Consider the following 26,413-nt stretch of genomic DNA (forward strand, 5'->3'; position numbering starts at 1 on the left):
AGCCCGCTCCCACAGGTTCGGTGGTGTACTCATGATGCATGAACACCTGAAACCCTGTGGGAGCGGGCTTGCCCGCGAAGGCGGTGGTACAAACGCATACATTCTGGCGATTGACTGTGATCCGTGAGCCGCTCAGTCTTCGGGCTCCCTTTTTGCTCGCGGAGACAGTCGATGCCCTTCGTAACGATAGGCGGACAACCCCTTCACTACATCGATCAAGGCACCGGCCCCGCTGTACTGCTGGCCGGCAGTTACCTGTGGGACCAGGGCATGTGGGCGCCGCAGATTGCCGCGCTGACGCAACAGTATCGTGTGATAGCCTTGGATCTGTGGGGGCACGGTCAATCCGGGCCATTGCCTGTCGGCACTGTATCGCTGGATGACCTGGCGCGTCAGGCATTGGTCCTGCTCGATCATCTGGACATCGAGCGGGTCACGCTGGTCGGTTTGTCGGTCGGTGGCATGTGGGGAACGCGCCTGGCCTTATCGGCTGCACACCGGATCAACGGGCTGGTGCTGATGGACACCTACGTCGGTGCTGAACCTGAGCCGACTCGCCAGTATTACTTTTCACTGTTGAAGCAGATCGAAGAGGCGGGTGTCATCACTCCTGCGCTGCTGGATATCGTGGTGCCGATCTTCTTTCGCCCCGGTATCGACCCGCAATCAGCGCTGTACCGGAACTTCCGTGCGGCGTTGGCTGCCTTGCCCGCTGGTCGCCTGCGTGAAAGCATCGTGCCGATGGGGCGCATTACCTTTGGTCGTGATGACTGTATGAACCGGCTGGGCGAGCTGGACGCTGCCAGCACTCTGGTGATGTGCGGTGATCAGGACATCCCGCGTCCGCCGGAGGAAGCCCGTGAAATGGCTGAGTTGATTGGCTGCCCGTGGGTACTGGTGCCGGAGGCGGGGCATATTTCCAGTCTGGAGAATCCGCAGTTCGTGACCGAAACCCTGCTGGCATTTTTGGCCGAGAGAGTTTAGTCGGTTGTGCTGGCCTCATCGCGGGCAAGCCCGCTCCCACAAGGGCAGGTGGTGAACACAGATTTTGTGAACACCGTAGTCTCCTGTAGGAGCGGGCTTGCCCGCGATGGCGTCAGAGTGATCACCGTGAATCCGACGGCGGGCTACTTACTTCGGCCCGAGAATCTTCACCAGCTTGTCCGGTGACGGCGCGCCTTGCTGTTGTTGCAGATTACCCTTGTCGTCCATGTAGAAAATCGCCGGGGTCGCCTGCAACTCCAGCTCTTCCATCAATTGCATGTTGGCCGCGAACTTTGCCTGAATCGCTGGCGGCACTTCCTTCAAGGCCTTGAGCGAGCTGCCCTTGCCGGCGGCTTCGTGATCCTGCAGGGCTTTTTCCGGGTCTTTGGCGGCAAGCAGTGCGGCGGATTTCCCCGGGCTGTCCTCGCGGATAATGCCCACCATGATGTGGCGCAACTGCACCTTGCCGGCCTTGACCCACGGCCGGGCCTGTTCCCAGAACATGTTGCAGTACGGACAGTTCGGGTCACTGAACAGGTACACCACGCGCGGCGCATCCTTCTTGCCGTCGCCGATCCAGTTGCTGGTTTCGAACTTGGCCCAGACTTCCTTGGCCATCGGCGCATACACCAGTTTCTGCAATGGCGCGCTGCTCAGGTCGTTACCCTCGGCGTCATACAGGTTGCCCAGCAACACGTGTTTGCCATCCGGGGTCAGGTACAGCGCCATGCCGCGGCCCTGGTATTGCGCGGCATACCCGCGCAAGCCGTCAGGGGCGTCGAACTGGCCGACGATTTTCGCGCCCTTGGCCTCGATTTTCCTGATCGCATCGGGCAACTCTTCGGCCTGCACCGATGGCAGGTGCAGCAGGGCAGCACCGAGGCTCAGGGTCAGCAGGTGGCGGAGGCGGGGCATGGCAGTTTCCTTGAAGAGGTGGCGGGAACGGTGTCGAAGTTTTCCAGTGCGCGAGCCAGGCTGGCGTTTGACAGCTCACCCAGATGGCTACCCAGCAGGCGACCTTCGGGGCTGTAGAACAGCGTAGTCGGCAATGCCATGGAACCGACGGCCTGGCCCAGTCGCCCGCCGCCGTCGAACAGCACGTTGGACAGGCTCAGGCCCTGGGTCTCCAGAAAGGTCGCGACGCTTTGCATGCTTTCCGCCTGATTGACGAACAGGAACGTCAGGTCCGGACGTTGTTGCTGGGCGCTTTCCAGCACCGGCATTTCCCGGCGGCACGGCGGGCACCAGGTGGCCCAGAGATTGATGACCAGCGGGCCGCCCTTGTAGTCGGCCAGTTGCACGGTTTCGCCGGCGGCGTTGCGCAGGGCGATTTCCGGCAGGCGTGTGCCATGTTCATAAATCGACAGGGAGAACGTTGCCAGCATCCAGAATGCCAGGCCGCTGGCCGCGCCAAAGCCCAACGGGCGGCGCAGACCCGGGCGACGCCAGCCGCGATACAGCGTGGCGAGCAGCACGACAATCACCCCCGGCCAGGCGAGAAAACCGCCATCGCGCAGGTCGATGATCTGCCACGGATCATTGCGGTAGTGCGCCCAATAGACCGCCACGAAACTGATCCGGGCCGCCAGCATGCCCAGCAGGAACAGGCTGAACAGCGCGGACTCGGGGTTTTCTCCGCCACGCTTGGCCACCCGCCAGCCGACAAAAGTGGCCAGCGCCAGCGCACTGATCAGCAGCAGGTGATTGAGCGCGATGGCAAAGGTGCCGAGGGTGAAGGTCAGCATTAACGGGCGTCTCGGGTGGTAATCCAGCGTTGCAGGAAAGTGTCGGCATCGACCTCGCCGGTGATGCGCTGGCTGCGCCGTTCTTCACCGTCAGCGCCAATCCACAGCAGGCTCGGTGGCCCTGGCACTTTGTAACGGCCGAGCAACTCGCGGCTGGCGGCATTGTCGGCGGTGACGTCCAGGCGGAGCAAGCGCACATCGCTCAAGGCTTGCAGGACACTGGTGTTGCCGAAGACCTGTTTTTCCATGACCTTGCACGACACACACCAGTCAGCGTAGTAGTCCAGCAGCACCCACTGGCCCTGCGCCCGCGCGGCGTCGAGCTCCCGTTGCAATGCCTGCGGATCCTTGATGGTGGTGAAGGCATCGTGGCCAACCGGCACGGCGGCCACCGCCTGGTTCGAGGCGCGGAAAACCTGCAACGGCTTGAACGGATCGTCACTGCCACCGGCCGCCCCGATTACCAGCAGGCCCCCCCACAAACCGAGCAGCAATGAACTGGCGCCAAACAGGTGGGCAATGCGGCCGAAACCCGCCGACTGTTTCCAGGCACTGTACGCCGTGATCAACAGCAGTGCACCGCACAAGCCGACCCACAGGGATTCGTCCAGCACCGGGCGCAGCATCAGCAACGCAGTGGCGAGGAACAGAAAGCCGAAAATGCCCTTGACCAGGTTCATCCAGGCGCCCGGCTTGGGCATGAAGCGATTGCCCACGGTCACCAGCAACAGCAGCGGTACGCCGATGCCGATGCCCATGGCAAACAGAATCAACCCGCCATGCAACGCGTTACCGCTTTGCGCGATGTAGAGCAGGGCGCCGGCCAGTGGTGCGGTCATGCAGGGCCCGACCAGCAGTCCGGACAGGGCGCCCAGCACCCCGGCGCCGATCAGGCTGCCGCCGCGTTGATTGCGCGAGACGTTTTCCAGGCGATCACGCACGGCTACCGGCAGTTGCAGCTCGAAGTAGCCGAACATCGGCAGCGCCAGCAACACGAAAATCGCCGCGAAGCTGCCCAGCAGCCAGGGGTTTTGCAACCAGGCTTGCAGGTTCGCCCCCAGGGAGGCGGCCAGGACACCCATCGCCGCATACACCAACGCCATGCTGACCACGTAACTGCCGGCCAGGGCGAAACCGCGCTTGGGCGTGGCGCCGCTGCCGACGATCAACCCCGCCAGAATCGGCAGCATCGGCAATGAACAGGGGGTGAAGGCCAGCAGCAGGCCCAGACCGAAGAACACCAGCAGGCTCCAGCCCAGCGCCCGTTGTTGCAGGTCGCTGGCCAAGGCCTGATCTGGCGCTTCGGTGGCTGAATTAACTATGGCACTGTCGCCCAGGTCCACGATCTGGGTTTGCGGTGGATAACACAAACCGGCATCCGCACAGCCCTGGAAGCCTACCTTGATCTGGCCACTGGCCCCGGCAGGGATTTTCAGTTCCAGGCCTTGTCGATAAACCTGTTGCTCACCAAAAAACTCGTCGCTGTGGGCCTCGCCCTCCGGTAGCACGGGTTTGTGCTGTTCCGGCAGGCCATCGAATTTCAGGCGCTTCTGATACAGGTAATAGCCGTCGGCAATCTGCCAGAACAGCTGGGTTTCACCGGATTCCAGGCGTTCGGAAGTAAAAATGAAGGCTTTGCCGACCGGAAGAAATTCAGGTTTGGTTTCGAACGGATTGGTTCCCGCCTGGGCCAGACCCGAGATCAAGAGAACAAAAAATAAAAACAGTCGACGCATGGAAAAACCTTGGCTCAGTGCAGGTGAGGTGCACAATGTGCGGTGGCGATTAACCGATGATTAACCGCCGCGCAGTTCCGCCATTGGCCCTGCAGCTCAGTCGCGTAACAGTCCTGGCCAGGTGACGTCGTTGACTTCGTATGGGCCGTATTCGACTTTGTTTTCTTGAATGTTGTAGGTGATGTATTCGTTATCAGTCAGGAAGATATAGAGATAACTGTCGGCAAGCGTCCGATCGTGTTGTACGGCCGTCATGAACCGATGTTTGTAAGGTTCCAGACCAGGCCAGGTCGCATCGGTGATGGGTTCAATTTTCAACTCGTGTATCCCCTCGTTAAAATGCGGGGGGCGCTGCGGTAGATTCCAATCCAGCAGCAGTGAATTACCATCGTTCATGAGAAAACGAAACGTCCCGCTATTTTCCGGGGCATAAGTACGCCACCATGTGCCGGCGACGATGCGATCGAAATAGGGAAGTATCTTGCGCCATTCTGAATCTGCAACGCGGTAATTCCTTATGACCTTGTCATCGTCTTGATCGTATTTACAAACCATTGGTGTATGGCCTTCGTAATAGAAAAGCCACAGGAAGTCTTCGTCGATGCTCCACTGGCTTTCACTCAGCAGATTGGTAGTGGTGAACCCGAACCGCAGGTTCTTGGCGTTGGAGTGAAAACTGTCCCAATTGCTGGGCTTGACTTCGGCGGGATAATCGTCAGGGACTTTGTTGTCGCCAATATCAAATCGAGTGTATGTGTTGCTTTCTTTGAAGAAGAAATAGAAGCGGTCTTTTCCGGAGCGCCAATCAACGGCAATAAACTCTTTTGGTTTTGACATAGTCTGATTCCTTTCAGATGTTTGGGGTTTTGAAGTGGTTAAAGTTTTATGGATGTTCTTATCTTGGCAGGCGTGAAGCTAGCTTGTTTTGAAGAGGGTTTAAATGTGTATTTGATGGCTGTTTGTTTTCTCTTTAAATAACGCCGTTAGATAAGTTTTGGGCAGTACTGCCAAATTTGAAGGGTCAAGAAATACGCTGTCATCCAGGGCTGGGCTTGATCGAAATCTCCCCATGCTGTTCGTCAGCCAATGCCCTTGTCATAATTGCACCTTAATCCACCGCTGTTTGACTCATGTTTTTACCCATGGAGCTGTCATGCACGTACTGGTTTGCGAAGACGATGAACTGATCGCCAGTGGCATCGTCGCCGGCCTGACCGCCCAGGGCCTGACCGTGGAACACGTGGCCACGGCGTCCGCCGCCCGGGCGATGCTCAAGGTGGCGGAGTTCGATGTCATGGTGCTCGACCTCGGGCTGCCGGACGAAGACGGCCTCAAGCTGCTGCAGCAGTTGCGCCATCAGGGCCTGGAGTTGCCGGTTTTGATCCTCACCGCGCGGGATTCGGTCACCGACCGCGTCGATGGCCTGCAAGCCGGTGCCGATGATTACCTGCTCAAACCCTTCGACCTGCGCGAACTCGCTGCGCGCCTGCACACGCTGTTGCGACGGGTGGCGGGGCGCAGCGTCAACCTGATCGAACACGGCGCCCTGACCTACGACCCGAGCAGCCGCGAAACCACGCTCGCCGGTCAGCCGGTGGACCTCTCGCGTCGTGAGCAGTCGCTGCTGCAAGCCTTGTTGCATAACCGTGGCCGGGTGCTGTCCACCGAGCAACTGAAGGACAGCGTCTACGGTTTCAACGACGAGCTGGAAAGCAACGCCCTCAACGTCCATATCCATCACCTGCGGCGCAAGCTCGGCAATGGCATTGTCGAGACCGTGCGCGGCCTGGGCTATCGCCTGGGGCCGGCTGATGGCGGAGAAGAATCGAAGTGATGAGTCTGCGTTTGCGCCTGAGCCTGACGCTCGGCGCCGCATTTGCCTTGATTTGGGCCCTGGCCGCGGCCTGGATGCTCAGCGATTTGCGCAATCAAATGATGTTTTCCCTCGACCAGCGCCTGGTGGCGTCGGCACGCATGGTCGCCGGCCTGATGGAGCAACTGCCGCCCGTGCCGAGCAAGGGCGAGGGCACCCACTTCAGCGCCGAACAACTGAACATACCGGGTGGCATGGCGTGCCAGGTCAGCTCGCTGCGCGGTGAAATCCTGGCCCGCAGCCACACCGATCCGCAGCAGACTCTGGAGGCCGAGAAGCTGGGTTTTCACGATCAGATGATCGACGGCGCGCCGTGGCGCAGTTTCACACTGGCCCGGGGCGATCTGCGCATCACCACCGCCGACCGGCAGATTGAGCGTGAGGCGTTGAACATGTCGATCCTGCTGGCCGCTTCGGTACCGGTGGGCGTGGCGCTGCTCGGTTGCCTGTGCCTGCTCTGGCTGGGCATCGGCCAGGGGCTGGCGCCGCTCAACCGCATGCGCGACGCCTTGATGCGCCGCAGCGCCGACTCCCTGGAACCCTTGCAGATCCAGCCATTGCCCAGCGAGCTGCAACCCTTGCTGGAAACCCAGAACCAGTTGCTCCAGCGCATCGGCAAGACCATCGAGCGCGAACGTCGCCTGACCGGTGACGCGGCCCACGAGTTGCGCAGCCCGCTGACCGCCATCAAGACCCATCTGCAAGTGGCGCGCATGACCGACGGTAGCGCCCGGGACCAATCCCTGGCGCGTGCCGAAGAAGGGGCGGATCGCATGCATCGCACCCTCGAGCAATTGCTGTTGCTGGCGCGAGTCGAGGGCAGCCTGTCGTTTGACGACGGTGTGCAGTGCAACGCCGAGCAAGTGGCAAAACTGGCGATCCAGGATGCGGCGAGCGGTGATCGCCAGCGCATCAGGTTTCAGGCGCCGGGCAAGGTCTCCGCTGCGCCAGTACAAATGCCCGCCGTGCTGTCGATCGCCGCGCTGCGCAACTTGCTCGACAACGCACTGCGCCACACTCCCGCCGACAAAGCGGTGGAGTTGAGCCTGGAAACCACCGGCAATCGTGTGCAGTTCGTGGTGCGCGACCATGGGCCGGGGATTGCCGAAGAGGATTTGCAGCACTTGACCCAACGCTTCTGGCGCAACGGCCAGAGCACGGGTTGTGGCCTGGGGCTGGCGATTGTCCAGGCCATCGTTCAGCGTTGCGGTTGTACACTGCAATTCGATAGCCGACCGGACGGTTTGCGGGTCGAGCTGACGATGCCGCTGCAACCGGTCTGAAAAACACCACAAAACCCCTGTAGGAGCGAGCTTGCTCGCGATGGTCGATAACGATAACGCGTGCTTTCTGAATGCACGCGGTGTTCTTGAGTCCATCGCGAGCAGAGCTCGCTCCTACAAAGGTTTCCGTGTTACCGCCTAAATCCCTCAAGCGTTGATGCGTTTCCAGAACAGGAAAACCGTATTGAGGGGTCGAGAGATGTCAGTCGCTACCAGCCTTATCGAAGATCAGCCGGCGACGTCCGCCGAGACGCTTTATCAATTCAATGAATCGCCATTGCTGGTCCGCCAGAGCCAGCAGGAATCCAACGCCCGCAGCTATCCGCGACGCATCCCCCTGGCGCTCAAGCGCGCCAAGGGTATTTACGTCGAAGACGTCGAAGGCCGCACGTTCATCGACTGCCTGGCCGGTGCCGGGACCCTGGCCCTGGGGCACAACCACCCGGTGGTGATCCAGGCCATCCAGCAAGTGCTGACCGATGAACTACCGCTGCACACCCTGGACCTGACCACCCCGGTCAAGGATCAGTTCGTCCAGGACTTGTTCGGACTGCTGCCGCCTGCCCTGGCCGCTGAAGCGAAGATCCAGTTCTGCGGTCCTACGGGCACCGACGCCGTGGAAGCCGCCCTGAAGCTGGTGCGTACCGCCACCGGCCGCAGCACCGTGATCTCGTTCCAGGGCGGATATCACGGCATGAGCCAGGGCGCGTTGAGCCTGATGGGCAGCCTCGGGCCGAAGAAGCCGCTGGGCGCCTTGCTCGGCAGCGGCGTGCAGTTCATGCCGTACCCTTACGATTACCGCTGCCCGTTCGGGCTGGGCGGTACGCAAGGGGTGAAAGCCAACCTGAGTTATCTGGAAAACTTGCTCAACGACCCCGAGGCCGGCGTGCAATTGCCGGCGGCGGTAATCGTGGAAGTGGTGCAGGGCGAGGGTGGGGTGATCCCGGCCGACCTGGACTGGTTGCGCGGTGTGCGGCGGATCACCGAAAAGGCCGGCGTCGCCCTGATCGTCGATGAAATCCAGAGCGGATTCGCCCGTACCGGCAAGATGTTTGCCTTCGAGCACGCCGGGATCATTCCCGATGTCGTGGTGATGTCCAAGGCCATCGGCGGCAGCCTGCCGTTGGCGGTGGTGGTCTACCGTGAGTGGCTCGACACCTGGCTGCCGGGCGCCCACGCCGGGACCTTCCGTGGCAATCAGATGGCCATGGCCGCCGGTTCCGCAGTGATGCGTTATCTGGTCGAACACAAGGTCTGCGAGCATGCCGCCGCCATGGGCGAGCGCCTGGCCGAGCACCTGCGCATCCTGCAACGGGACTTCCCGCAACTGGGAGATATTCGTGGGCGTGGCTTGATGCTCGGTGTCGAACTGGTCGATCCGACGGGCGCGCTGGATGCCCAGGGTCACCCCCCGGCCTTCGCCCGCCTGGCACCCTTGGTACAGCGCGAATGCCTCAAGCGTGGCTTGATCCTGGAACTCGGTGGCCGTCATGGCGCGGTGGTGCGCTTCCTGCCGCCACTGGTGATCAGCGCTGCGGAAATCGATCAGGTGGCCGGGATTTTCGGCCGGGCCCTGGCTGCTGCCACCGGCGATCAGTAAATTTTTCGCGCCACGCAACGTTACTTCTACATAACGGCTGCGCACAGGGCGCAGCCCGCCCAATATCGATGGAGAGACAGCATGACTTCAGTATTCGACCGCGAGGACATCCTCTTTCAGGTCGTGGTCAACCATGAAGAGCAATACTCGATCTGGCCCGATTACAAAGCCGTGCCGCAGGGGTGGCGCACCGTGGGCAAAAGCGGGCTGAAAAAGGAATGTCTGGCCTATATCGAAGAGACCTGGACCGACATGCGTCCGTTGAGCCTGCGCCAGAAGATGGATGAGCCGGCGGTTGTGGCGCACTGAGTCGTCGCGCATAAAAGAGCCCGCTGAGCCGGTAAGGTCAGCGGGCTTTTTCAGGTCTACAGCAAATTTGTGCACACCGCAGAACCTGTAGGAGCTGGCTTGCCAGCGATGGACTCATAGGCACCACGTTCATCCACCAAGTACTCGTCATCGTTAACGTCCATCGCTGGCAAGCCAGCTCCTACAGGATTACGCGCCGCCCAACCCCTTGATGACCAGATCCACATTCCCCTCCAGCTCCGCCACCGGATCTCCGGCATCGGTGCTCAACACCACCAACCGGCTACCCGATTCGGCAATCATCGCTTTCACAGCATCCGATGGCTGCCGGTGATGCAACACCACCGCCACATCGTTGTCCTTGAGCGTTGTGCCCAACTGCTTGAGCGCATCGGCTGTCCACTCGGCATCGGGGCGTGCGTCCTGGCCGATCAACTCCAGATTGAGCCCACCGATCAGGTAGCCGAAATGATCGCTGAGGCTCATCACACTGAGGTTATCGGCCGTCGCCAGCCGCGCTTCGCTGTCGGCACTGAGCTTGAGCAAGCGTTGCTTGAGGGCTGCCAGGTTGGCATCGATTTTCGGCTTGGCCTCGGGGGCCAGGCGTACCAGGTCCGCCGCCATCACGTCGGCCATGCGACCCATGTTGTTGCTGGAAAACCACGGCTGGCTGTTGAGGCCGTCGACCCTGTTGCCCGGCTGCACGGCGATGCCGGGCAGGGCGCCGTCCACCGGGCGGGCGGCATCGACTTCGACGATACGGATATTGCTGCGCCGGGAGATCGGGTACAGCGGGTCATCCGGCCAGAGTGAGCGCAGGCCGATCACCGCATCGGCATCCTTCGCCAGTCGGGCCAGCGCCGGGGCACCTCGGCCGGTGAAGTAGGCGGTCTGGCGGCTGCCGGGCAGATTGGCCGGCGCGGCACGTTCGAGGCTGACATCGGTGCCTTTGAGCAGCACTTCACCGAGACCATAAGTAATCGGCAAAGAGGCCAGCACACGCAGCGGTTTGCCGTCGTTTGCGGCGAAGGTCGTGGCGGTCAGCCCGCACAGGGCCACCGCGAGGGTCAGTTGGCGCAGAGAAACAATCATTTATCCAAGGTTCCCTTTCAGGCTGGGGACGATGCCGCGCGCAATGGCGGCCAGGGCGAAGGCGATACCGGCCACGAGGATGATCGCGGCGCCGGACGGAATCGGCAGGTCGAAGACGATCGGCGCGAGAATCCCGCACAGCGTGCTGACGGTGGCGATCAGCACCGAACACCAGAAAAAGCCCTTCAGCGATTGGCTGAGCAAACGCGCCGCCGCTGCCGGAATCACCAGCAGCGCGCCGACCAGAATCGCACCGATGACCTTCACCGCGGCGACGGTGATCAGCGTCACCAGAATCACGAACAGATAATCCAGGGCTTTCACCGCCACCCCGCGCACGGCCGCCAGTTGCGGATTGAAGCTGGCGAGCATGATGCGGTTGTACAAGGGCAAAGCCAGGGCCATCACCAGCGCACCGACGATGGCCAGCACCAGCAAGTCATTGCCGTTGACCGTCAGCACCGAACCGAACAGCACGTTTTCCAGGATGTGCACGTTGATCTTGCCCGCCAGAATCAACAACAGGCTGGCGCCCAGGGCGAGCGACACCGAGAGGAACACGCCGATCAAGGTGTCCGGCGCCAGGCCGGTGCGGTTGCGCAGATAGTTGAGCAGAATGCCGAACAGCAGGCAGTAGCCGAACAGGCTGCCGTAGGGACCGGTGTAGGGTTCGCCGAGCAAAATGCCGATGGCCACGCCGGTTAATGCGGCATGGCCGACGGCTTCGGAGAAAAACGCGAAGCGCTTGACCACCACCAGCGTACCCAGGCCGCCCAGCACCGGGCCGATCAACAGGCCGGCGAGCAGTGCATTGACCACAAACCCATAGGCCAGCGCCTCGGGTAGATAACCCGACGATGCCCAACCCTGGACCATCAGGCGAAAAGCTTCGTAACTCATCAGGCAAGGCTCCGTGGGTGAGTCGAGAATAACGTCAGCAGGCGCTCCGGCGTCAGTGCCTGTTGCGGCGTGGTGTCGAACAGCACGCGGCGATTGAGGCCGGTGACGTGATCGGCCAGGCGCCCGACCGCTTCCAGGTCGTGCTCGATCCACAGCACGGTGATGCCCGCCGCTCGCCAGTCGCCGAGCAGGCGTTCGAACACCCGGATCCCGGCCTCATCGAGGGCTGACATCGGCTCGTCGAGCACCAGCAATTGCGGAGATGGGATCAGCCCCTGGGCCAGCAATACACGCTGGCGTTCGCCGCCGGACAATGCGCCCATGCGGCGCTTGCGCTTGTCCTGCATACCGACCCGTTCAAGGGCCTCGCCAATCGCCGCCGCGTAATGTTTGCTCAAACCGAGAAAGGCCGGGCGACGCTGGCACATGGCAGCCATGAAATCGTCGACGGTCATCGGCAAGCCCCGGTCGAACTCCAGCGCCTGTGGCACATAGCCAATGGTCCCCGGCTCGGCCGACCACTGCAGGTTCAAGCGGCCCTGATGCGGCATTTGCCCGAGCAGGGTCTTGATCAACGAACTCTTGCCGCCGCCGTTGGGGCCGACCAGCGCATGCACGCTGCCGGGACGGACCTGGAAGGTCACCTTGTCGAGGATCGTCGTGCGTCCGAGGGTCAGGCTGATGTCGGAAAAATCCAGGGTCGGGCCGGGAACCTGTGGGAGCGGGCTTGCTCGCGAATGCGGTGTGTCATTTGGCAATGATGCTGATTGATCCACCGCCTTCGCGAGCAAGCCCGCTCCCACAATGGATTCGGAGTCGCTTGGAACGGGGTTTTGTGCACTGATGATCTCCTTGGCAGTCATACCCCTGACTCCTGAATCGCCCGCACCACGGTGTCCAGGTTGCCGGTCATTTCCTTTTCGTACTTGTCGGCGGCGTACTCGCCGTAGGAGATATGCGACAACGGATACAGCTTCACGCCGGATTCGCGCTGGATGGTGTCGACGTAAGTGGAGGGAAAATCCATCTCCGAGAAGATCACCTTCACGTCCAGTTCACGCAGTTGGTCGATGGTCTTTTTCAACTGGCTCGGGCTCGGCTCGATGCCGTGGGCCGGCTCGACCACGGCGGTCACTTCCAGACCGAATTCGCGCAGCAGGTAGTCGTAGGCGGCGTGCACCGTGGCCACGCGCAACTCGGCGTTCGGCGCCTGGGTCAGTTTGGCCAGGGCATCGGCGCGCATCTTGCGCAGGCGCTTACCGTAGGCGCGGGCGTTCTCGGTGTAGGTTTTGGCATTGACCGGATCGAGCTTGCCCAGCTCCCGGGCGATGTTGTTGACCTGGGCGATCGAGGCGCTGATCGACAGGAAGGTATGCGGGTTCACCACCTTGCCGGCACCGCGGGCGGCAACACCGGTGGCGGCGAGCAGCGGCACGTTTTCATTGGCTTCGATCACCGGCACGTTCGGGGTTTCGCTGGCGGCGATCATGCGGTCGGCGAAATCATCATGGCCTACGCCGTTGAGCACGATCACGTCCAGCCCGCTGATGCGCTTGATGTCTTCGGCGCGGGGTTCGTAGGCATGGGGGTTGAAACCGGCCGGAATCAGCGGCACCACTTCGGCCTTGTCGCCGACGATGTTCGCCACGTAGCTGTAATAAGGGTGCAGGGTGATGCCGATGCGCAGACGCTTGGCTGCGTCGGCATTGGCGAGGGATGGCAGCAGGCAGGCCAGCAGGCCGATCAGCAGCACGCGCAAGATAGAACGTTGAGATGAAATGGGCATGGGAAAGCGGTCTTCTCTCGGGGGAGGGCGAGGGTTCAATGCCGGTGCTGGCGGGTCACGCCGGCATCGAATTGCGCGACGATCTGTTGCCAGCCGGCGCTTTCGAGCGCGCTGTCGCTGAGGTCGGCTGGAGCCGTGAGCGTGCCGGCGCGGTTGAGCCAGATGTCCGGAGCATCATCGGTGGCGGTCAAGCGCATCAGGAATGAACCGGCGACCGTCGGCGTCTGGCTCTGGCCGAAGTAGGCCTTGGCGTTGAGCAATTGCCAGGCATGGCTGCCACGGCTGACGGAGCTGGCATCCCGGGCAAACGGGGCAAAACCCTCGTCGGCGAGGGCCTCGGGAGTCGGCAGGGTTTGCTGTTCCTGGCGCAGCAAATGAATCTCGTCCAGCGTCACCCGCAAATCGGCGTAGATGCCTTGCTCGGCAGCGCTGAGGTCGCGACGCGCATCCAGTTGGTGGCTGTTGACGCTGCTCGCCTCATGGGATTCCCCGCGCCAGAGCACCACCGAACCGGCGACCGCAAGGATCATCAGGCACAGCAGCAGGACGTAGAGGGTTTCGTGGCCGGCACCGGCCGGGCGCACCACTTGGGTCGTTGAAGTATTCATGGCGCCTGGATGTCCGCCTGGTCGATTTCCACCACGTGACCGGGGCCTGCGTCGAACAGCACATAGAACTCGGCGCCGGGCTTCTTGAACGTCAGGGTCGAATCGGCTCCGAGTTTGCCTGGCACCAGAATGGTTTCGTCGTAGCCGATCACATCGAGGGTCACGCCCGGAGCGCCGCTGCCGTCGGAAAAACCACCAGTGCATTTGATCTGCTCGGCGTCGATGGCCTTGCATTCGCACATCGGGTTGTGGGCCAGGGCGCTGGCGCTGAAGCCGGCGCAGAGCAGCAGCAACAGAGTGTTGAGTGGACGAAGCGGGTTGATCATGGTTTGCCTCCTTGTTTGTTCAGCCAGGCGAGGGTGGCGGGAGAGGCCTGGCTCAAAGGAATGGATGCCTGATGCATGGCGCCGTCCCAGCCTTCCATGGTGATCCACAGCTCGGCGTCGGCCGTGGTCTTTTCCGGGACGGGCAGTGAAGCGCCCATGCGGTACGGCGTGCCGAAGAAAATCACGCCGGCGGCGCGCAGGCTGCGGGGTTTGCCAATGCGCAGGTAAGTGGCCTTGACCTGTCCGATACAGGCCTCGCACAGTGCCGCGTTGAAGCCCTTCATGTAGCCGGCCGGGCCATCGAGCGTGGGTGCGGCGTTGCGCAACTCCGCCAGGCGCAGGCTCCAGGGGCCGACCTGGACTTCGCCGACTTCGCGTTCGCCCAGGCCGCTGTCGCCACGCATCAACGCTTCGTCGGCGAAATACTTGGGCATGAAACCGAGCGGAATCAGCAGTAACAGGACATTCAGGTGAAAGCGCCATTTGTGCCAGAACACGCTCAGGCGCGAGGGTTGCGAGAGCGCAATGTCTTTGCTCACAGGTTGGCCTCCGATGTTTCGTTGCGGGTAGCCGGTTGCGCCGTGGTGCTACGCGTTTTTTTGTTGCTGCGCTTGAAGGCATTGGCCGTCGCCAGTGCGGTGCGCTTGGTCCAGATCAGCAAGCCGCTGAGCACCATCATGCTCAGCAACAGGCCGAAGAACGCCCAGATCAGCTTGATCCACAGGCCACCGAAGTCGCCGGTGTGCAGCGGGCGCATGGACTCGGTGACGAACTCCAGGGCCGAACGATCCGAAATCAGGCGCGATGCGGCGATTTCGCCGGTGTACGGATTGAGGGTCGCGGTCTGGAACATCAGTGGATACCAACCGCGTCCCCCGACATCCAGGTGGCTATAGGCATTGCCCGGCAGGCTGACGAAGCTGGCTTCCAGCCCGGAGATTTTCTGCGTGGCGATTTCAATCGCGCGATCGAGGTCGATGCGCGGCGGGGGCGACCCATCGGGCGATAGCGGCACCGCTTCGCGGGACATCGCCGGAATGATCTTTTCCGTGGAGATGGAAATCTGGTTGTCGAACAGCAAGGCCTGGATCAGGAACCAGGTGCCGGTGATGGAAATCACCGCAATGAACCAGATTGACCAGATGCCGCTCAAGCGGTGGAAGTCGCCCCAGAAAATCCGCGCGCCGTGGCGAATCCGCAGGGTCGGGCGGAAAAAGCCTTTCCAGAAGCGTTTGTAGACCACCAGCCCGGTGACCAATGAAGCCAGCAGCGGCAAGCCGAGAAACGACACCAGGTACCAGCCCCAGCTGTAGCCGTTGGTGAACGGCACCAGCCACCAACCGTGCAGCGCCCGGGTGAAGGCGCGGAAGTTGAACTCCGGCGCGACGCCCTGGATCACGCCGCTGTATGGATTGACATAAATCACCACCGAGCGTCCGTCGGGATAGCTGACTTCGACATCCAGCGCGAAGTGCGACTCGTCGGGCCGACTGATGCTCTGCACCACGGTTCGCGGTTCGGCCTTGTTGATGGCCTCGATGATCTGCTGATAGCTGAGCAGCGGTGCATCGTCCGAGGGCTGGCTGGCGCGCATGGGCGGGTTGGCCAGCCAGACGATTTCCTGGCTGATCACCGCCAGGGTGCCGGTCACGCAGACGATCAGCACGAAAAACCAGATCGGCAGCGCCAGCCAGCTATGGACCAGGAACCAGATTTTTGAACGGGATTTCTTCGACATATTGAAGGTCTTGCCTGGATGAGAGGCAGCTCGGCTGCGGGCTTCGCAGGGATGAGCGCCCTGAAGGTCCAGTCGTGGCTGTTGCCTACGCGACAGGACTGCATCTAGGTAAGACGGATGAGCAAAGGAAATCCCGAAAGGGGAAGTGAAAGAAAATGTTTCTCGATAGGCAGAAAGTCAGTGCAATCCGCGCACGGCCGGCCGCAGGATTTACATTCACTGAAGATCAAACGGTGGGAGCGGGCTTGCTCGCGAAGGGAACGGCACATTCAAAGTCAATGTTGCCTGACACACCGCCTTCGCGAGCAAGCCCGCTCCCACAGAGTCCGAGCGAGCCTGCTCGCGAAGATTTCAACCCTGCTGAAACATTTCCTTCGCCCGTTGTTCAATCTGTTCCTGCGTCAGGTCTTCCTTGCGCGTCGCCAGGAACCACAGATGCCCGTAGGGATCTTTCAAGGTGCCCGAGCGATCGCCGTAAAACTGATCCTTGACCTCGGATACAACGGTGGCACCGGCATCGATGGCCTGTTTGTAGGACTTGTCGACATCGGTCACATACAAATGCAGACCCACGGACGGCGAATTGTCCGGGTTGCTCAGCGGTCCTTGATCGCACGGTGTGCCCAGCATGATCGGGCAATCGCCGATGCGCAGTTCGGCGTGACCGATGCCACCATCGGGCATGGCCAGGCGCATGACCTCGGTGGCGCCGAAGGCTTTCTTGTAGAAATCGATGGCTTCGGCAGCTTTGTGGATGCCCAGATAGGGGGTGATGCTGTGATACCCCTCCGGAATGGGTTTGACACTCATGATGGATCTCCCTGTTCTTGTTGTGTGAATGGAAAGTACCTGCTTCGTTGTACAACCGGATAAATATAGGCCAGCCGCTTTCGCCCCACCGAGCGCCCGACGAGCAGCATCGCCACACAAGTGCCATCAGGTCGGCTCCAACCAGTGCGCTCCCAGCACATCGACAATGATCGCCATTTCCTGATAGCCACTATTGAAAGCGTTGATTTCTGCTACCCGGAAGGCGCGGGTAGCCTGTGTTCATTGCCTCGAACCCAGTCGCCAGGACGCCAGAAATGAAACCGATGATCGCCACTTTGCTGATGCTCGCCGTCTCCGTACTCGCCGGATGTGCCAGCCATGTTTCCCCGGAGCTACGGCCCTACAGCGCTGAAGAAAGCAAGGAGCTGGCGCTGGAGGCGCTGAACCGCCGCGGATTGTCCTTCGACGAATACCACGCGAAGAAAGCCGAACTGCTCGGCCAACCGCAAAAGTCGTTCAGCTACGACAAGCAGGGGGAAATGAACGCCGGGCGATCTATACAGCTTCACGGTCGTCCAAGCTGAGGCGAAACTGTACTGCTCCAAGTTTCGCCTAACTGTCCATGGGTTTCGCCCAAGGTGTGCGATAGGGTCAACACCTGACCGACCCTGACGGACTGCCTCCCATGACGCTCTCACTCGACCTGCTGCTGGGCTTTGCCCTGTTCGCCCTCGTCACCTCGATCACACCCGGTCCGAACAACACCATGTTGCTGGCTTCCGGGGTGAATTTCGGCTTCAACCGCACGATTCCGCACATGCTCGGCATCACTTGTGGCTTCTTTGTACTGGTGGTGGCGGTCGGTTTCGGCCTTGGCGCGGTGTTCCAGGCTTACCCTTTGCTCTACACCGTGCTGCGTTACGTGGGGGCGGCGTACCTGCTGTATCTGGCGTGGAAAATCGCTCATTCCGGGCCCATGTCGGAGAGTCAGCAGAGCGAGGCGAAACCGATCAGCTATCTGGGCGCCGCCGCGTTCCAGTGGGTCAACCCCAAGGCCTGGATCATGGCCATTGGCGCCATCAGCACCTACACGCCGATGCAGGGTTACTTCACCAATGTGATCGTGATTGCGGCCGTTTTTGCCATCATCAACCTGCCGAGCGTCGGTGTCTGGGCCGCTTGCGGCACGCTGTTGCGCAACGTTCTGAAGGATCGCCGCTGGCTGCGCCTGTTCAATTGGGGCATGGCCGCGCTGCTCGTGGGTTCGCTGTATCCGCTGCTGCTCGAAAGCTTTAGCTGACGCATTGCTTCAACCGGTTGCCCGATGCCTGTTAAGCTGACTTTTCAGGAGCGTTCCTACGCACTATTAAATGAAGTAGTCCTTCTTTAACGGCATCCGATCAGGTATTGGTAACGTTCTGAAAACAGCGCGCAGCTCACAAGGCTGCGCTTTGCCGTTTACAGTCACGAGCTTCCTGATCCCGGAACACGCTCTGCGAGTCTTTCTTTTATGAACAAACGTCCGTTGTATTTCGATTACGCCGCCACCACGCCGGTGGATGAGCGGGTCATCAAGGTGATGGTCGAGTGTCTGGGCTTTACCGGCAATTTCGGCAACCCGGCCTCAAGCTCTCATGTCTTCGGCCAGCAGGCCCGGCAATCGGTGGAGCAGGCGCGACGCCAGGTCGCCGAACTGGTCGGCGCGACACCTGAGCAGATCGTCTGGACCTCAGGCGCTACCGAATCCAACAACCTCGCGCTCAAAGGCGTAGCCCAGGGCCGCGGCACTGGCGGTGGCCATATCATCACCAGCCAGATCGAGCACAAGGCCATTCTCGATACCGCCAGGCAACTGCAGGATGCCGGTGTCGCCGTGACGTACCTGGTGCCGGATGCTGATGGGTTGATCAGCGCGCAAGCGGTCAGCGAAGCCATGCGCGAGGACACTTTCCTGGTGTCGCTGATGCTGGTCAACAACGAACTGGGGACGCTCAACGATATTCCCGCCATCGGTCAGGTGGTGCGTGAACGCGGGGCGTTGTTCCATGTCGACGCCGCGCAGGGCGCGGGCAAAGTGGCGATCGACCTCGGGCAGTGGCCGGTGGACCTGATGTCGTTTTCCGCGCATAAACTGTACGGCCCCAAAGGCATCGGTGCGTTGTATGTCGGTCCGCGTGCCCAACAACGATTGCAGGCGCAGATCCATGGCGGCGGGCATGAGGGCGGATTGCGTTCGGGCACCCTGGCGACCCATCAGATCGTGGCCATGGGCTCGGCCTTTGCGCTGGCGGCGGCTGCGTTCGATGAAGAGAAAGCCACCATCGTGCGTTTGCGTGAATGCTTGCTCGAGCAATTGCTGGACATTCCCGGCGTGCGTCTCAACGGCAGCCCGACCCGGCGCATTCCCCATACCCTGAGCCTGACCTTCGCGGAAGGCGAGTTCAATCCGGCGGCGTTGCTGGCCTCGATCGCGTTTTCCGCGACCTCGGCCTGCAATTCCGCGAGCAATACCCCATCCCATGTGCTGCTGGCCTTGGGGCATGATGCCCGCTCGGCCAGCCGCACCATCCGCTTGAGCCTCGGGCGCTTTACCACCGAGCAGGACATCGACCAGGCGGTTCAACTGATCAAGGCAGCCTGCGCCAGTGCTCCGGCATTCTGGCAATAGGGCGACGAAGCGCCGACGTTGAGCGGCACTTAACAATAATGATGAAGTGGTTAGCAGGAGACACGATGAATACGCAGCTTTCGATCAATGGATCGGTGCCCCGGCGCCTGGCGCAAACCCGCGAACTGATGAGCCGGGAGGGCATTCACGCCTTGCTGGTGCCGTCGGCCGACCCGCACCTGTCCGAATACCTGCCGGGTTACTGGCAGGGGCGCCAGTGGTTATCGGGTTTCCATGGTTCGGTCGGCACCCTGATCGTGACCCCGGATTTTGCCGGCGTCTGGGCCGACAGCCGTTATTGGGAGCAGGCGACCAAGGAACTCAAGGGCAGCGGCATTGACCTGGTCAAGCTGCAACCGGGTCAACCCGGGCCACTGGAATGGCTGGCCGAGCAAACCCCCGAGGGGGGCGTTGTCGCGGTCGATGGTGCGGTCATGGCCGTGGCGTCGGCACGGACCCTGGGCGCTAAACTCGAAGAGCGTGGCGCCCGTCTGCGCACCGACATCGACCTGCTTGGCGGAGTCTGGAGCGACCGTCCAAGCCTGCCGAACGAACCGATCTATCAGCACTTGCCACCACAGGCGACCGTCAGCCGTGGCGAAAAACTCGCCAAACTGCGTGAAACCCTTCAGGCCCGCGGTGCCGACTGGCATTTCATCGCCACCCTCGATGACATCGCCTGGCTGTTCAACCTGCGCGGCGGCGACGTGTCGTTCAACCCGGTATTCGTTTCCTTCGCCTTGATCAATCAGCAACAGGCCACGCTGTTTGTCGCCCTGAGCAAAGTCAGTGCCGAACTGCGCGCCATCCTTGAACAGGACGGCGTGACCTTGCGCGATTACAGCGAAGTCGCTGCAGCACTGCGCGCCGTGCCGAGCGGCGCGAGCCTGCAAGTCGACCCGGCGCGGGTCACGGCGGGGTTGCTGGACAACCTCGACAGCGGGGTGAAACTGATCGAGGGCCTGAACCCGACCACCCTGGCCAAATCGCAAAAAAGCCTGGCCGATGCCGAACACATCCGTCAGGCCATGGAGCAGGACGGCGCAGCACTGTGCGAATTCTTCGCCTGGCTGGACTCGGCGCTGGGCCGTGAGCGCATCACCGAACTGACCATCGATGAAAAACTCACCGCCGCCCGTGAACGCCGGCCGGGTTACGTGTCGCTGAGCTTCAATACTATTGCCGCCTACAACGCCAATGGCGCGATGCCGCACTACCATGCCACCGAAGAGGAACACGCGGTCATCGAAGGGGACGGCCTGCTGTTGATCGATTCCGGCGGCCAGTACCTGGGCGGCACCACCGACATCACGCGGATGGTTGCGGTGGGCACCCCGACCGATGAGCAAAAGCGCGATTGCACCCGCGTGCTCAAGGGCGTGATTGCCTTGTCCCGCGCGCAGTTTCCGAAAGGCATTCTGTCGCCGCTGCTCGATGCCATCGCCCGTGCGCCGATCTGGGCGGAAAGTGTCGACTATGGTCATGGCACCGGTCATGGCGTCGGTTACTTCCTCAACGTTCATGAAGGTCCGCAAGTCATCGCCTATCAGGCTGCGCCTGCGCCACAGACGGCGATGCAACCGGGCATGATCACGTCCATTGAACCGGGCACCTATCGTCCGGGCCGTTGGGGCGTGCGGATCGAAAACCTGGCGATGAACCGTGAGGCAGGCAAAAGCGAATTCGGTGAGTTCCTGAAGTTCGAAACGCTGACCCTGTGTCCGATCGACACCCGTTGCCTGGAAACCACGCTGCTGACCGAAGACGAAAAGCAGTGGTTCAACGCCTACCATGCCGAAGTGCGCGAACGCCTGAGCCCATTGGTCGAGGGTGCGGCCCTTGAGTGGCTGAACACTCGTACCGTGGCTATTTGATTGCTTTCAGTTCGGGCGCTGTCTCCAGCGCCCGGCTCATGTAGTCAACAAAGGCTTTGACCCTGGCGGATTGGCGACGATTCGCCGGGGACACGGCATGAATCGGTAGCGACTGCGCTGTGTAGTCCTGAAGAATCGCCGTCACTCTCCCGGCTTTCAGATCCTCGCTGAACAACCATACCGGCGACAGCGCAATCCCCAATCCCCCCAGCACCAGTTCGCGGATCGCCTCGGAATTGTTGCTCTGCGCATTGCCCTTGATCCGCACCTCATGACGCTGGGCATCTTTTGTGTAAACCCACAGGTTTTGACTGCTCAGCAGGTTGAACATCAGGCAGTTGTGCCTGCCCAGTTCCTGCGGTGTTTGCGGTTGACCGTATTGCCTGAGGTAGTCAGGTGATGCAACGGTCACCCGATGGGTCGTACCCACCAGGCGAGCGATCAGGCCACTGTCGTTCAGGGCACCGATCCGGAAGGTGACGTCCAGCCCTTCACTGACCAGATCCTGGTTCTGATCGTTGAGTTGCAGGTCTATCTGTACGTCAGGGTAGTGTCTGAGAAAGTCCGGCAATCGGGGGGCGATCTGCAAGCGGCCGAAACTGACCGACGAACCGATTTTCAGAGGGCCGACAACCCGCTCCCGGCCGGACTGGAAGCTATGTTCTGCCGCATCCACGGCAGCGAGGATGATCCGGCAATCGTTGTAATAGCGTTGACCTTCGTCCGTCAGCGATAGCTTGCGGGTACTGCGGGCAATCAGCTTTCCGCCCAATCGGGTTTCCAGCGCTTGCAGCACCTTGCTGATGGTCGGCTGACTGGTTTGCAACTCTCGGGCAACGGCGGAAAAGCTGCCACGCTCGACCACCCGTACGAAAATCGCCATTGCATTGAGTGTGTCCACGGTATTTCTCATTGATGCTGTGTCGGCATGATCACTATAGCGATATGGCGTCTTATCGGCATGTATAGGGCGAGGCAAGATTGACCTGTATTCACTTCTGATGGGAGATGGCGAAATGACTGACTCACTGAACATGCGCGCTCTGATGATCGACTCGGCCAATGCGCCGTTACGCCTGGTCTCCATCGCGCGGCCCGTGCCACAGGCAGGGCAGGTATTGGTCAGGATCAAGGCCAGCGGTGTGAATCCACTGGATGGAAAAATCCGCTCCGGGCAGGCGGCCCATGCGCGGCAACCATTGCCGGCGATCGTGGGAATGGATCTGGCCGGGACCGTAGAGGCGCTGGGCGAGGGCGTCAGTGGCTGGCTGCCGGGGGATGAGGTGTATGCCATGGCCACCGGTATTGGTGGTGTTCAAGGTTCATTGGCCGAGTACGCGGCGGTCGATGCCCGCCTGTTGGCTCACAAACCGCACAACCTGGGCATGCGCGAAGCGGCCGGATTGCCACTGGTGCTGATCACCGCTTGGGAAGGCCTGGTGGACCGGGCTCGCGTTCGGTCCGGTCAGAAGGTATTGATTCATGGTGGTGCCGGTGGCGTCGGACATGTAGCGGTACAAATCGCCCGCGCTTTTGGTGCTGAGGTTTTTGCCACAGGCTCGGCCGGGCAGCAATCGATCATCGAAGGGTTCGGCGCGACGTTTATCGATTACCGCAAGTCTTCGGTCGAAGACTATGTGGCCGAGCACACGGCCGGTGAGGGTTTCGACATTGTCTATGACACCGTGGGGGGCGAAACGCTGGATGCGTCATTCAAGGCTGCCCGGGTGTATCACGGTCATGTACTCAGCTGCCTGGGGTGGGGCCAGCACAGCCTGGCACCGCTTTCCTTTCGCGGGGCGACTTACTCCGGTGTCTTCACCCTGCTGCCGCTGTTGACGGGCCAGGGACGCGAGCATCACGGCGAGATTCTGCGCGAGGCGGCGCGGTTGATCGAGGCGGGCAAGCTCGTGCCGTTGCTTGACCCGCACTCGTTCACGCTGGAATCGGCAGAATCCGCCCATGCACTGCTCTTGTCGGGAGCGGCAAAGGGGCGGTTGGTCATCGAGGTCTAACTCAAGGCTTCGAGCACGAAGTCCAGTCGATCCTGGCCGAAGTACAGCTGGTTGTCGACAAACATGCTCGGGGCTCCGAATACGCCTCGCTGTACGGCTTTTTCGGTATTGTCCTTGAGCGCCGTCTTGATTTCTTCATCGGCGGTCAGGGCCAGTACTTCCTGTGGGTTGAAGCCGTTTTCGCTGAGCACTGCCGCGACGGTTGCCGGTTCGTCCAGGCTGCGACCCTCTACCCAGATGGCCTTGAACAGGCAGTCGAGGAAGGCGGCAAAGCGTTCCGGGTGGCGCAACTGCATGCCCGTTACGGCGCGCATGAGCATCAAGGTGTTGATCGGGAAGTGCGGATTGAACTTCAGGGGCACGCCGTAGCGCTTGGCGTAGCGGTCCAGGTCCTGAAACATGTAGCGGCCCTTGGCCGGGATAGTCGCCGGAGAAGCATTGCCGGTGGCTTTGAATACTCCGCCCAGCAAGAGCGGAATGTAGACCAGCCGGGAATCGGTCTGTGCGCAAATCTTCGGTAGCTGGGTATAGGCCAGATAGGTGGCGGGGCTGCCGAGGTCGAAGTAGAACTCCACGGTTTTGCTCATGTTCAAGGCGCTCGTCTTATTGTTGTGTGTGGGCGATTACCAGCGTTCGCTCCAGGGGCGAAGGTCCAGCTCGAAGGTCCAGGCATCGCGGGGCTGGCTGTGCAGGTACCAATAGTTTTCGGCGATATGCTCGGGATTGAGGATGCCGTCCTGATCCTTGGTAGCGTATTTCTCGGGGAAACTTTCACGGATGAAATCGGTATCGATGGCGCCATCGACGATGATATGGGCAACGTGAATGTTCATCGGCCCGAGTTCTCGGGCCATGCTTTGCGCCAATGCTCGAATGCCGTGCTTGGCACCGGCAAATGCGGCGAACCCGGCAGCGCCACGCATGCCAGCGGTGGCGCCAGTGAACAGGATCGTGCCGCGCTGTCGCCTGGCCATGCGCTTGGCCACTTCTCGGGCATTGAGAAAACCGGAAAAACAGGCCATTTCCCAGATCTTGAAATACTTGCGGGCGGTTTCTTCGAGAATGCTGCACGGCACGTTGGCGCCGATGTTGAAGACAAATGCTTCGATGGGGCCGATCTGGCTTTCGATCTGCTCGACCAGCGCGATCACGTCTTCTTCATTACGTGCATCACAGGCAAATCCGTGGGCCTCGCCGCCATCAGCCTTGATGGCCTCCACCAGTGGCTGGAGCTTGTCCGCGCTGCGGCGGGTGACGCAGGCGACAAACCCTTCCTGGGCAAACCGCTTGGCAATGGCGCCGCCCGTGGCATCACCTGCGCCAACGACCAATACGACCTTCTTGTTATTCATGGGTTGATCCCTTTGGTAAACGATCGTTAACTAAACGAACGTTATGCTATGATTCGACAGGCGTCAAGGTGAGCAACTCAGGGGGAAAAGCAATGCGTTATTCGGTCAGTCACAAGCTGGAAACCAGGCAAAGGCTGCTGGAAAGCAGCGCGTTGTCGGCCAAGAAGTCCGGTTTTTCCACGGTGGGTGTAGACGGCCTGATGAAAGCCATTGGCCTGAGTGGCGGGGCCTTCTACAGTCACTTCTCGTCGAAAGACGAGTTGTTCGCAAGCATTGTCGAACGTGAGTTGGGTCAAAGTCTGGCGCGGCTGGGGGAAGGGCAGGACCGTGACAAGCTTGAGCGCTGCCTGAAACTGTACCTGAGCATGTCTCACGTCGAGAATCCGGAAACCGGTTGTGCGTTACCGGCATTGGGGGCGGAAATTGCCCGTTCCGATGTGAATGTCCGCCAACAGGCTGAGCACTGGATTTGCCGTCTTCAGGAAAGTTGGGCAGGTGTCTTGCAAAGCGACAGCCTGGCGTGGGCGATTCTGTCGCAATGCATTGGCGCGTTGGTCGTAGCGCGCATGCTGGCTAGCCCGGATGTCCAGCGCAGGGTGCTGAAGTCCAGCTACGAGGAAATCGGCCGTCAGATCGCAAGTTCGGGAACCTGACGCGACGGCCCTGCCTATTTGCAGATGACAATCATGCTGCGGCTGGTATAACCCGCGGGATTGAGGCCAAACGGATAATCACCGGGCTCTTCCACGGCGTCTCCCGACTTGGCGATGACCTTGTATCCCTTGGGCGCGCAGGAGTTGGCAGCGCTGGCGTAGCACTTGTCCCAGGACGAAGACAGTCCGGAACAGTTGATGTGTAGCCCTTTCTTGCCGTGCTTGATCTGTGTGTCGGATGTCGCTGCGCATCCCGCAATTGCAAGTGCGGCGATCAGCATCAAAAATCGTTTCATTACTGTCCTTATAGCGTCCCCGGATCTTGTGCCCGGGTCTGGCTGCATTCGCTTTCGCTTGAAGCGTAGCGATATCCCTATCTGAAATTGTCCATGGCATGACTCTGGGTGCGGGGCTAAACATGGCCTAATTGAGCGGCAAATACCAGACCTGCGTCATATCTGCTATCAATCTGCCGCGACTGCTGGCCTGGTGGCATTGCCCATGGTCATGGTTGCACCGACGGAGGCCAGAATGATGCACATGATTGCCATCCACTGCGACAGCGAGAGGTATTCATGAAGGAACAGCAAGCCAGATAACGCGCCGAAGGCGGGCTCGATGCTCATCAGCGTACCGAAGGTTCTGGCAGGCATGCGGGTCAGAGCGACCATCTCCAGGGTGTAGGGGAGGGCTGTGGACAGGACGGCGACGCCGAGGGCTACAGGGATCAATGACGGGCTCAGCAAAGCGGAGCCAGCATGGACAATACCGATAGGGGCTACGAAGAGCGCTGCGATCATTACCCCCAGCGCGGCGGTTTGCACGCCATTATCGGCCCCCGCTTTTTGCCCGAACAAAATGTACAGTGCCCAGCAGACCCCCGCCCCCAAGGCATAGCCGGCGCCTAGCAGATCGATTCCTGCGCTCGCTTCTCCAGTTGGTATCAGTAGCAGCAAGCCGACGGCGGCCAGTGCAATCCACAAAAAGTCGATCGCGCGACGCGAGGCGTAGATCGCCACGGCCAGTGGGCCGGTGAACTCAAGCGCCACCGCGATGCCCAGCGGTACGGTTTGCAATGACATATAGAAGAGGAAGTTCAT

Annotated in this window: 29 protein-coding genes (1 of these 29 only partly in view); 11 read left to right on the top strand and 18 right to left on the bottom strand. The window is 60.9% G+C overall.

All coding sequences use genetic code 11. The features are described from left to right. The first annotated feature begins 171 nt into the window (after positions 1-171). On the top strand, positions 172-984 hold the full coding sequence (locus tag AB7M25_RS08965) for an alpha/beta fold hydrolase (protein WP_429389143.1): 813 nt from the start codon (positions 172-174) through the stop codon (positions 982-984). 147 nt (positions 985-1,131) lie between these two features. Here the strand turns inward: AB7M25_RS08965 and dsbG are convergent, their stop codons facing one another. The 4 genes from dsbG to AB7M25_RS08985 form a co-directional block, all read right to left on the bottom strand. Beyond that, a complete protein-coding gene (gene dsbG, locus AB7M25_RS08970) occupies positions 1,132-1,899 on the bottom strand; it encodes a thiol:disulfide interchange protein DsbG (protein WP_102700840.1) in 768 nt (255 codons plus the stop codon). Beyond that, positions 1,875-2,729: a TlpA family protein disulfide reductase gene (locus tag AB7M25_RS08975; RefSeq protein WP_429389141.1), complete on the bottom strand. Its 855-nt coding sequence runs from the start codon at positions 2,727-2,729 to the stop codon at positions 1,875-1,877. The genes dsbG and AB7M25_RS08975 overlap by 25 nt, the downstream gene beginning before the upstream one ends. Further along, positions 2,729-4,465, bottom strand: a complete 1,737-nt coding sequence (gene dsbD / locus AB7M25_RS08980; protein WP_429389139.1) for a protein-disulfide reductase DsbD — start codon at positions 4,463-4,465, stop codon at positions 2,729-2,731. Before dsbD ends, AB7M25_RS08975 begins: the two co-directional genes overlap by 1 nt. Before the next feature lie 96 nt (positions 4,466-4,561). Then, complete coding sequence (locus AB7M25_RS08985; protein WP_454237177.1) at positions 4,562-5,302, bottom strand: hypothetical protein; 741 nt, start codon at positions 5,300-5,302, stop codon at positions 4,562-4,564. A 316-nt stretch (positions 5,303-5,618) separates the two neighbouring features. On the opposite strand from AB7M25_RS08985, the gene AB7M25_RS08990 reads away from it, so the two are divergent. From AB7M25_RS08990 to AB7M25_RS09005, 4 genes are all read left to right on the top strand, one after another. Beyond that, positions 5,619-6,299 (top strand): response regulator, encoded by a 681-nt coding sequence (locus AB7M25_RS08990; protein WP_008020398.1) that lies wholly within the window; start codon positions 5,619-5,621, stop codon positions 6,297-6,299. Next, complete coding sequence (locus AB7M25_RS08995) at positions 6,296-7,621, top strand: ATP-binding protein (protein WP_007973431.1); 1,326 nt, start codon at positions 6,296-6,298, stop codon at positions 7,619-7,621. Before AB7M25_RS08990 ends, AB7M25_RS08995 begins: the two co-directional genes overlap by 4 nt. Positions 7,622-7,820: 199 nt before the next feature. Beyond that, positions 7,821-9,221 (top strand): aspartate aminotransferase family protein, encoded by a 1,401-nt coding sequence (locus AB7M25_RS09000; RefSeq protein ID WP_429389133.1) that lies wholly within the window; start codon positions 7,821-7,823, stop codon positions 9,219-9,221. An 81-nt stretch (positions 9,222-9,302) separates the two neighbouring features. Further along, on the top strand, positions 9,303-9,530 hold the full coding sequence (locus tag AB7M25_RS09005) for an MbtH family protein (protein ID WP_429389132.1): 228 nt from the start codon (positions 9,303-9,305) through the stop codon (positions 9,528-9,530). A 189-nt stretch (positions 9,531-9,719) separates the two neighbouring features. Here AB7M25_RS09005 and AB7M25_RS09010 read toward each other — a convergent pair whose 3' ends face one another. The 9 genes from AB7M25_RS09010 to AB7M25_RS09050 form a co-directional block, all read right to left on the bottom strand. Continuing rightward, positions 9,720-10,622 (bottom strand): metal ABC transporter substrate-binding protein, encoded by a 903-nt coding sequence (locus AB7M25_RS09010; protein ID WP_429389130.1) that lies wholly within the window; start codon positions 10,620-10,622, stop codon positions 9,720-9,722. Then, positions 10,623-11,522, bottom strand: coding sequence for a metal ABC transporter permease (locus AB7M25_RS09015; RefSeq protein ID WP_428605125.1), 900 nt, complete (start codon positions 11,520-11,522; stop codon positions 10,623-10,625). Next, entirely contained in the window at positions 11,522-12,385 is an 864-nt protein-coding gene (locus AB7M25_RS09020; RefSeq protein ID WP_429389128.1) for a metal ABC transporter ATP-binding protein, read from the bottom strand. The genes AB7M25_RS09015 and AB7M25_RS09020 overlap by 1 nt, the downstream gene beginning before the upstream one ends. After that, positions 12,382-13,308, bottom strand: a complete 927-nt coding sequence (locus tag AB7M25_RS09025) for a metal ABC transporter substrate-binding protein (protein WP_429389126.1) — start codon at positions 13,306-13,308, stop codon at positions 12,382-12,384. Before AB7M25_RS09025 ends, AB7M25_RS09020 begins: the two co-directional genes overlap by 4 nt. Before the next feature lie 35 nt (positions 13,309-13,343). Then, positions 13,344-13,916: a DUF6162 family protein gene (locus tag AB7M25_RS09030; protein WP_429389124.1), complete on the bottom strand. Its 573-nt coding sequence runs from the start codon at positions 13,914-13,916 to the stop codon at positions 13,344-13,346. Further along, positions 13,913-14,242 (bottom strand): hypothetical protein, encoded by a 330-nt coding sequence (locus AB7M25_RS09035; RefSeq protein ID WP_095968110.1) that lies wholly within the window; start codon positions 14,240-14,242, stop codon positions 13,913-13,915. Before AB7M25_RS09035 ends, AB7M25_RS09030 begins: the two co-directional genes overlap by 4 nt. After that, positions 14,239-14,781 carry a thiamine pyrophosphate-binding protein gene (locus AB7M25_RS09040; protein WP_454237178.1) on the bottom strand — a complete coding sequence of 181 codons (543 nt, stop codon included), beginning with the start codon at positions 14,779-14,781 and terminating at the stop codon, positions 14,239-14,241. Before AB7M25_RS09040 ends, AB7M25_RS09035 begins: the two co-directional genes overlap by 4 nt. Then, on the bottom strand, positions 14,778-15,980 hold the full coding sequence (locus AB7M25_RS09045) for a PepSY-associated TM helix domain-containing protein (protein ID WP_454237179.1): 1,203 nt from the start codon (positions 15,978-15,980) through the stop codon (positions 14,778-14,780). Before AB7M25_RS09045 ends, AB7M25_RS09040 begins: the two co-directional genes overlap by 4 nt. A gap of 351 nt (positions 15,981-16,331) precedes the next feature. Beyond that, a complete protein-coding gene (locus AB7M25_RS09050; RefSeq protein ID WP_429389118.1) occupies positions 16,332-16,790 on the bottom strand; it encodes a VOC family protein in 459 nt (152 codons plus the stop codon). Between the two features lie 275 nt (positions 16,791-17,065). On the opposite strand from AB7M25_RS09050, the gene AB7M25_RS09055 reads away from it, so the two are divergent. The 4 genes from AB7M25_RS09055 (at position 17,066) to AB7M25_RS09070 (ending at position 21,293) form a co-directional block, all read left to right on the top strand. Next, positions 17,066-17,335: a hypothetical protein gene (locus tag AB7M25_RS09055; RefSeq protein ID WP_429389116.1), complete on the top strand. Its 270-nt coding sequence runs from the start codon at positions 17,066-17,068 to the stop codon at positions 17,333-17,335. 101 nt (positions 17,336-17,436) lie between these two features. Further along, the gene (locus tag AB7M25_RS09060; protein WP_104448866.1) at positions 17,437-18,051 is read left to right on the top strand and encodes a LysE family translocator; all 615 of its coding nucleotides are present in this window, start codon (positions 17,437-17,439) and stop codon (positions 18,049-18,051) included. Positions 18,052-18,261: 210 nt separating this feature from the next. After that, entirely contained in the window at positions 18,262-19,419 is a 1,158-nt protein-coding gene (locus AB7M25_RS09065; RefSeq protein ID WP_454237180.1) for a cysteine desulfurase family protein, read from the top strand. 65 nt (positions 19,420-19,484) lie between these two features. Then, a complete protein-coding gene (locus AB7M25_RS09070) occupies positions 19,485-21,293 on the top strand; it encodes an aminopeptidase P family protein (protein WP_429389112.1) in 1,809 nt (602 codons plus the stop codon). On the opposite strand, the gene AB7M25_RS09075 is transcribed toward AB7M25_RS09070, so the two are convergent. After that, positions 21,286-22,206, bottom strand: coding sequence for a LysR family transcriptional regulator (locus AB7M25_RS09075; RefSeq protein WP_454237181.1), 921 nt, complete (start codon positions 22,204-22,206; stop codon positions 21,286-21,288). The two genes, AB7M25_RS09070 and AB7M25_RS09075, sit on opposite strands and share 8 nt — an antisense overlap. A gap of 103 nt (positions 22,207-22,309) precedes the next feature. Here AB7M25_RS09075 and AB7M25_RS09080 point away from each other — a divergent pair, with 103 nt between their 5' ends. Then, complete coding sequence (locus AB7M25_RS09080) at positions 22,310-23,308, top strand: zinc-dependent alcohol dehydrogenase family protein (RefSeq protein WP_429516734.1); 999 nt, start codon at positions 22,310-22,312, stop codon at positions 23,306-23,308. Here the strand turns inward: AB7M25_RS09080 and AB7M25_RS09085 are convergent. Further along, positions 23,305-23,895: a 2-hydroxychromene-2-carboxylate isomerase gene (locus AB7M25_RS09085; protein ID WP_429389106.1), complete on the bottom strand. Its 591-nt coding sequence runs from the start codon at positions 23,893-23,895 to the stop codon at positions 23,305-23,307. The two genes, AB7M25_RS09080 and AB7M25_RS09085, sit on opposite strands and share 4 nt — an antisense overlap. Positions 23,896-23,931: 36 nt before the next feature. After that, complete coding sequence (locus AB7M25_RS09090; protein ID WP_429389104.1) at positions 23,932-24,660, bottom strand: SDR family oxidoreductase; 729 nt, start codon at positions 24,658-24,660, stop codon at positions 23,932-23,934. A 92-nt stretch (positions 24,661-24,752) separates the two neighbouring features. Here AB7M25_RS09090 and AB7M25_RS09095 point away from each other — a divergent pair, with 92 nt between their 5' ends. Then, positions 24,753-25,313, top strand: coding sequence for a TetR/AcrR family transcriptional regulator (locus AB7M25_RS09095; protein ID WP_429516736.1), 561 nt, complete (start codon positions 24,753-24,755; stop codon positions 25,311-25,313). A gap of 14 nt (positions 25,314-25,327) precedes the next feature. On the opposite strand, the gene AB7M25_RS09100 is transcribed toward AB7M25_RS09095, so the two are convergent. Both AB7M25_RS09100 and rhtA read right to left on the bottom strand, forming a co-directional pair. Further along, entirely contained in the window at positions 25,328-25,609 is a 282-nt protein-coding gene (locus tag AB7M25_RS09100; protein ID WP_218482961.1) for a hypothetical protein, read from the bottom strand. A gap of 168 nt (positions 25,610-25,777) precedes the next feature. Further along, positions 25,778-26,413, bottom strand: the 3' portion of a protein-coding gene (gene rhtA, locus AB7M25_RS09105; RefSeq protein WP_429389102.1) for a threonine/homoserine exporter RhtA. Its footprint extends 252 nt past the window's final position; 636 of the gene's 888 nt are visible here — the last part of the coding sequence; the start codon falls outside the window, past its right edge; the stop codon is at positions 25,778-25,780.

This window comes from Pseudomonas sp. AP3_22 TE3818, from assembly GCF_053628995.1.

What these genes read in the sequence shown, in the direction of transcription:
- AB7M25_RS09095 (WP_429516736.1), top strand. Translation starts at nt 24,753, where the DNA reads ATGCGTTATTCGGTCAGTCACAAGCTGGAAACCAGGCAAAGGCTGCTG.
- AB7M25_RS09015 (WP_428605125.1), bottom strand. Translation starts at nt 11,522, where the DNA reads ATGAGTTACGAAGCTTTTCGCCTGATGGTCCAGGGTTGGGCATCGTCG.
- AB7M25_RS09070 (WP_429389112.1), top strand. Translation starts at nt 19,485, where the DNA reads ATGAATACGCAGCTTTCGATCAATGGATCGGTGCCCCGGCGCCTGGCG.
- AB7M25_RS09045 (WP_454237179.1), bottom strand. Translation starts at nt 15,980, where the DNA reads ATGTCGAAGAAATCCCGTTCAAAAATCTGGTTCCTGGTCCATAGCTGG.
- AB7M25_RS08975 (WP_429389141.1), bottom strand. Translation starts at nt 2,729, where the DNA reads ATGCTGACCTTCACCCTCGGCACCTTTGCCATCGCGCTCAATCACCTG.
- AB7M25_RS08990 (WP_008020398.1), top strand. Translation starts at nt 5,619, where the DNA reads ATGCACGTACTGGTTTGCGAAGACGATGAACTGATCGCCAGTGGCATC.
- AB7M25_RS09055 (WP_429389116.1), top strand. Translation starts at nt 17,066, where the DNA reads ATGAAACCGATGATCGCCACTTTGCTGATGCTCGCCGTCTCCGTACTC.
- AB7M25_RS09075 (WP_454237181.1), bottom strand. Translation starts at nt 22,206, where the DNA reads ATGAGAAATACCGTGGACACACTCAATGCAATGGCGATTTTCGTACGG.
- AB7M25_RS09085 (WP_429389106.1), bottom strand. Translation starts at nt 23,895, where the DNA reads ATGAGCAAAACCGTGGAGTTCTACTTCGACCTCGGCAGCCCCGCCACC.
- AB7M25_RS09025 (WP_429389126.1), bottom strand. Translation starts at nt 13,308, where the DNA reads ATGCCCATTTCATCTCAACGTTCTATCTTGCGCGTGCTGCTGATCGGC.
- AB7M25_RS09090 (WP_429389104.1), bottom strand. Translation starts at nt 24,660, where the DNA reads ATGAATAACAAGAAGGTCGTATTGGTCGTTGGCGCAGGTGATGCCACG.
- AB7M25_RS09005 (WP_429389132.1), top strand. Translation starts at nt 9,303, where the DNA reads ATGACTTCAGTATTCGACCGCGAGGACATCCTCTTTCAGGTCGTGGTC.
- AB7M25_RS09020 (WP_429389128.1), bottom strand. Translation starts at nt 12,385, where the DNA reads ATGACTGCCAAGGAGATCATCAGTGCACAAAACCCCGTTCCAAGCGAC.
- AB7M25_RS09080 (WP_429516734.1), top strand. Translation starts at nt 22,310, where the DNA reads ATGACTGACTCACTGAACATGCGCGCTCTGATGATCGACTCGGCCAAT.
- AB7M25_RS09030 (WP_429389124.1), bottom strand. Translation starts at nt 13,916, where the DNA reads ATGAATACTTCAACGACCCAAGTGGTGCGCCCGGCCGGTGCCGGCCAC.
- AB7M25_RS08965 (WP_429389143.1), top strand. Translation starts at nt 172, where the DNA reads ATGCCCTTCGTAACGATAGGCGGACAACCCCTTCACTACATCGATCAA.
- AB7M25_RS09060 (WP_104448866.1), top strand. Translation starts at nt 17,437, where the DNA reads ATGACGCTCTCACTCGACCTGCTGCTGGGCTTTGCCCTGTTCGCCCTC.
- AB7M25_RS09065 (WP_454237180.1), top strand. Translation starts at nt 18,262, where the DNA reads ATGAACAAACGTCCGTTGTATTTCGATTACGCCGCCACCACGCCGGTG.
- AB7M25_RS09050 (WP_429389118.1), bottom strand. Translation starts at nt 16,790, where the DNA reads ATGAGTGTCAAACCCATTCCGGAGGGGTATCACAGCATCACCCCCTAT.
- AB7M25_RS08985 (WP_454237177.1), bottom strand. Translation starts at nt 5,302, where the DNA reads ATGTCAAAACCAAAAGAGTTTATTGCCGTTGATTGGCGCTCCGGAAAA.
- AB7M25_RS09100 (WP_218482961.1), bottom strand. Translation starts at nt 25,609, where the DNA reads ATGAAACGATTTTTGATGCTGATCGCCGCACTTGCAATTGCGGGATGC.
- AB7M25_RS09000 (WP_429389133.1), top strand. Translation starts at nt 7,821, where the DNA reads ATGTCAGTCGCTACCAGCCTTATCGAAGATCAGCCGGCGACGTCCGCC.
- AB7M25_RS09010 (WP_429389130.1), bottom strand. Translation starts at nt 10,622, where the DNA reads ATGATTGTTTCTCTGCGCCAACTGACCCTCGCGGTGGCCCTGTGCGGG.
- AB7M25_RS09035 (WP_095968110.1), bottom strand. Translation starts at nt 14,242, where the DNA reads ATGATCAACCCGCTTCGTCCACTCAACACTCTGTTGCTGCTGCTCTGC.
- dsbD (WP_429389139.1), bottom strand. Translation starts at nt 4,465, where the DNA reads ATGCGTCGACTGTTTTTATTTTTTGTTCTCTTGATCTCGGGTCTGGCC.
- dsbG (WP_102700840.1), bottom strand. Translation starts at nt 1,899, where the DNA reads ATGCCCCGCCTCCGCCACCTGCTGACCCTGAGCCTCGGTGCTGCCCTG.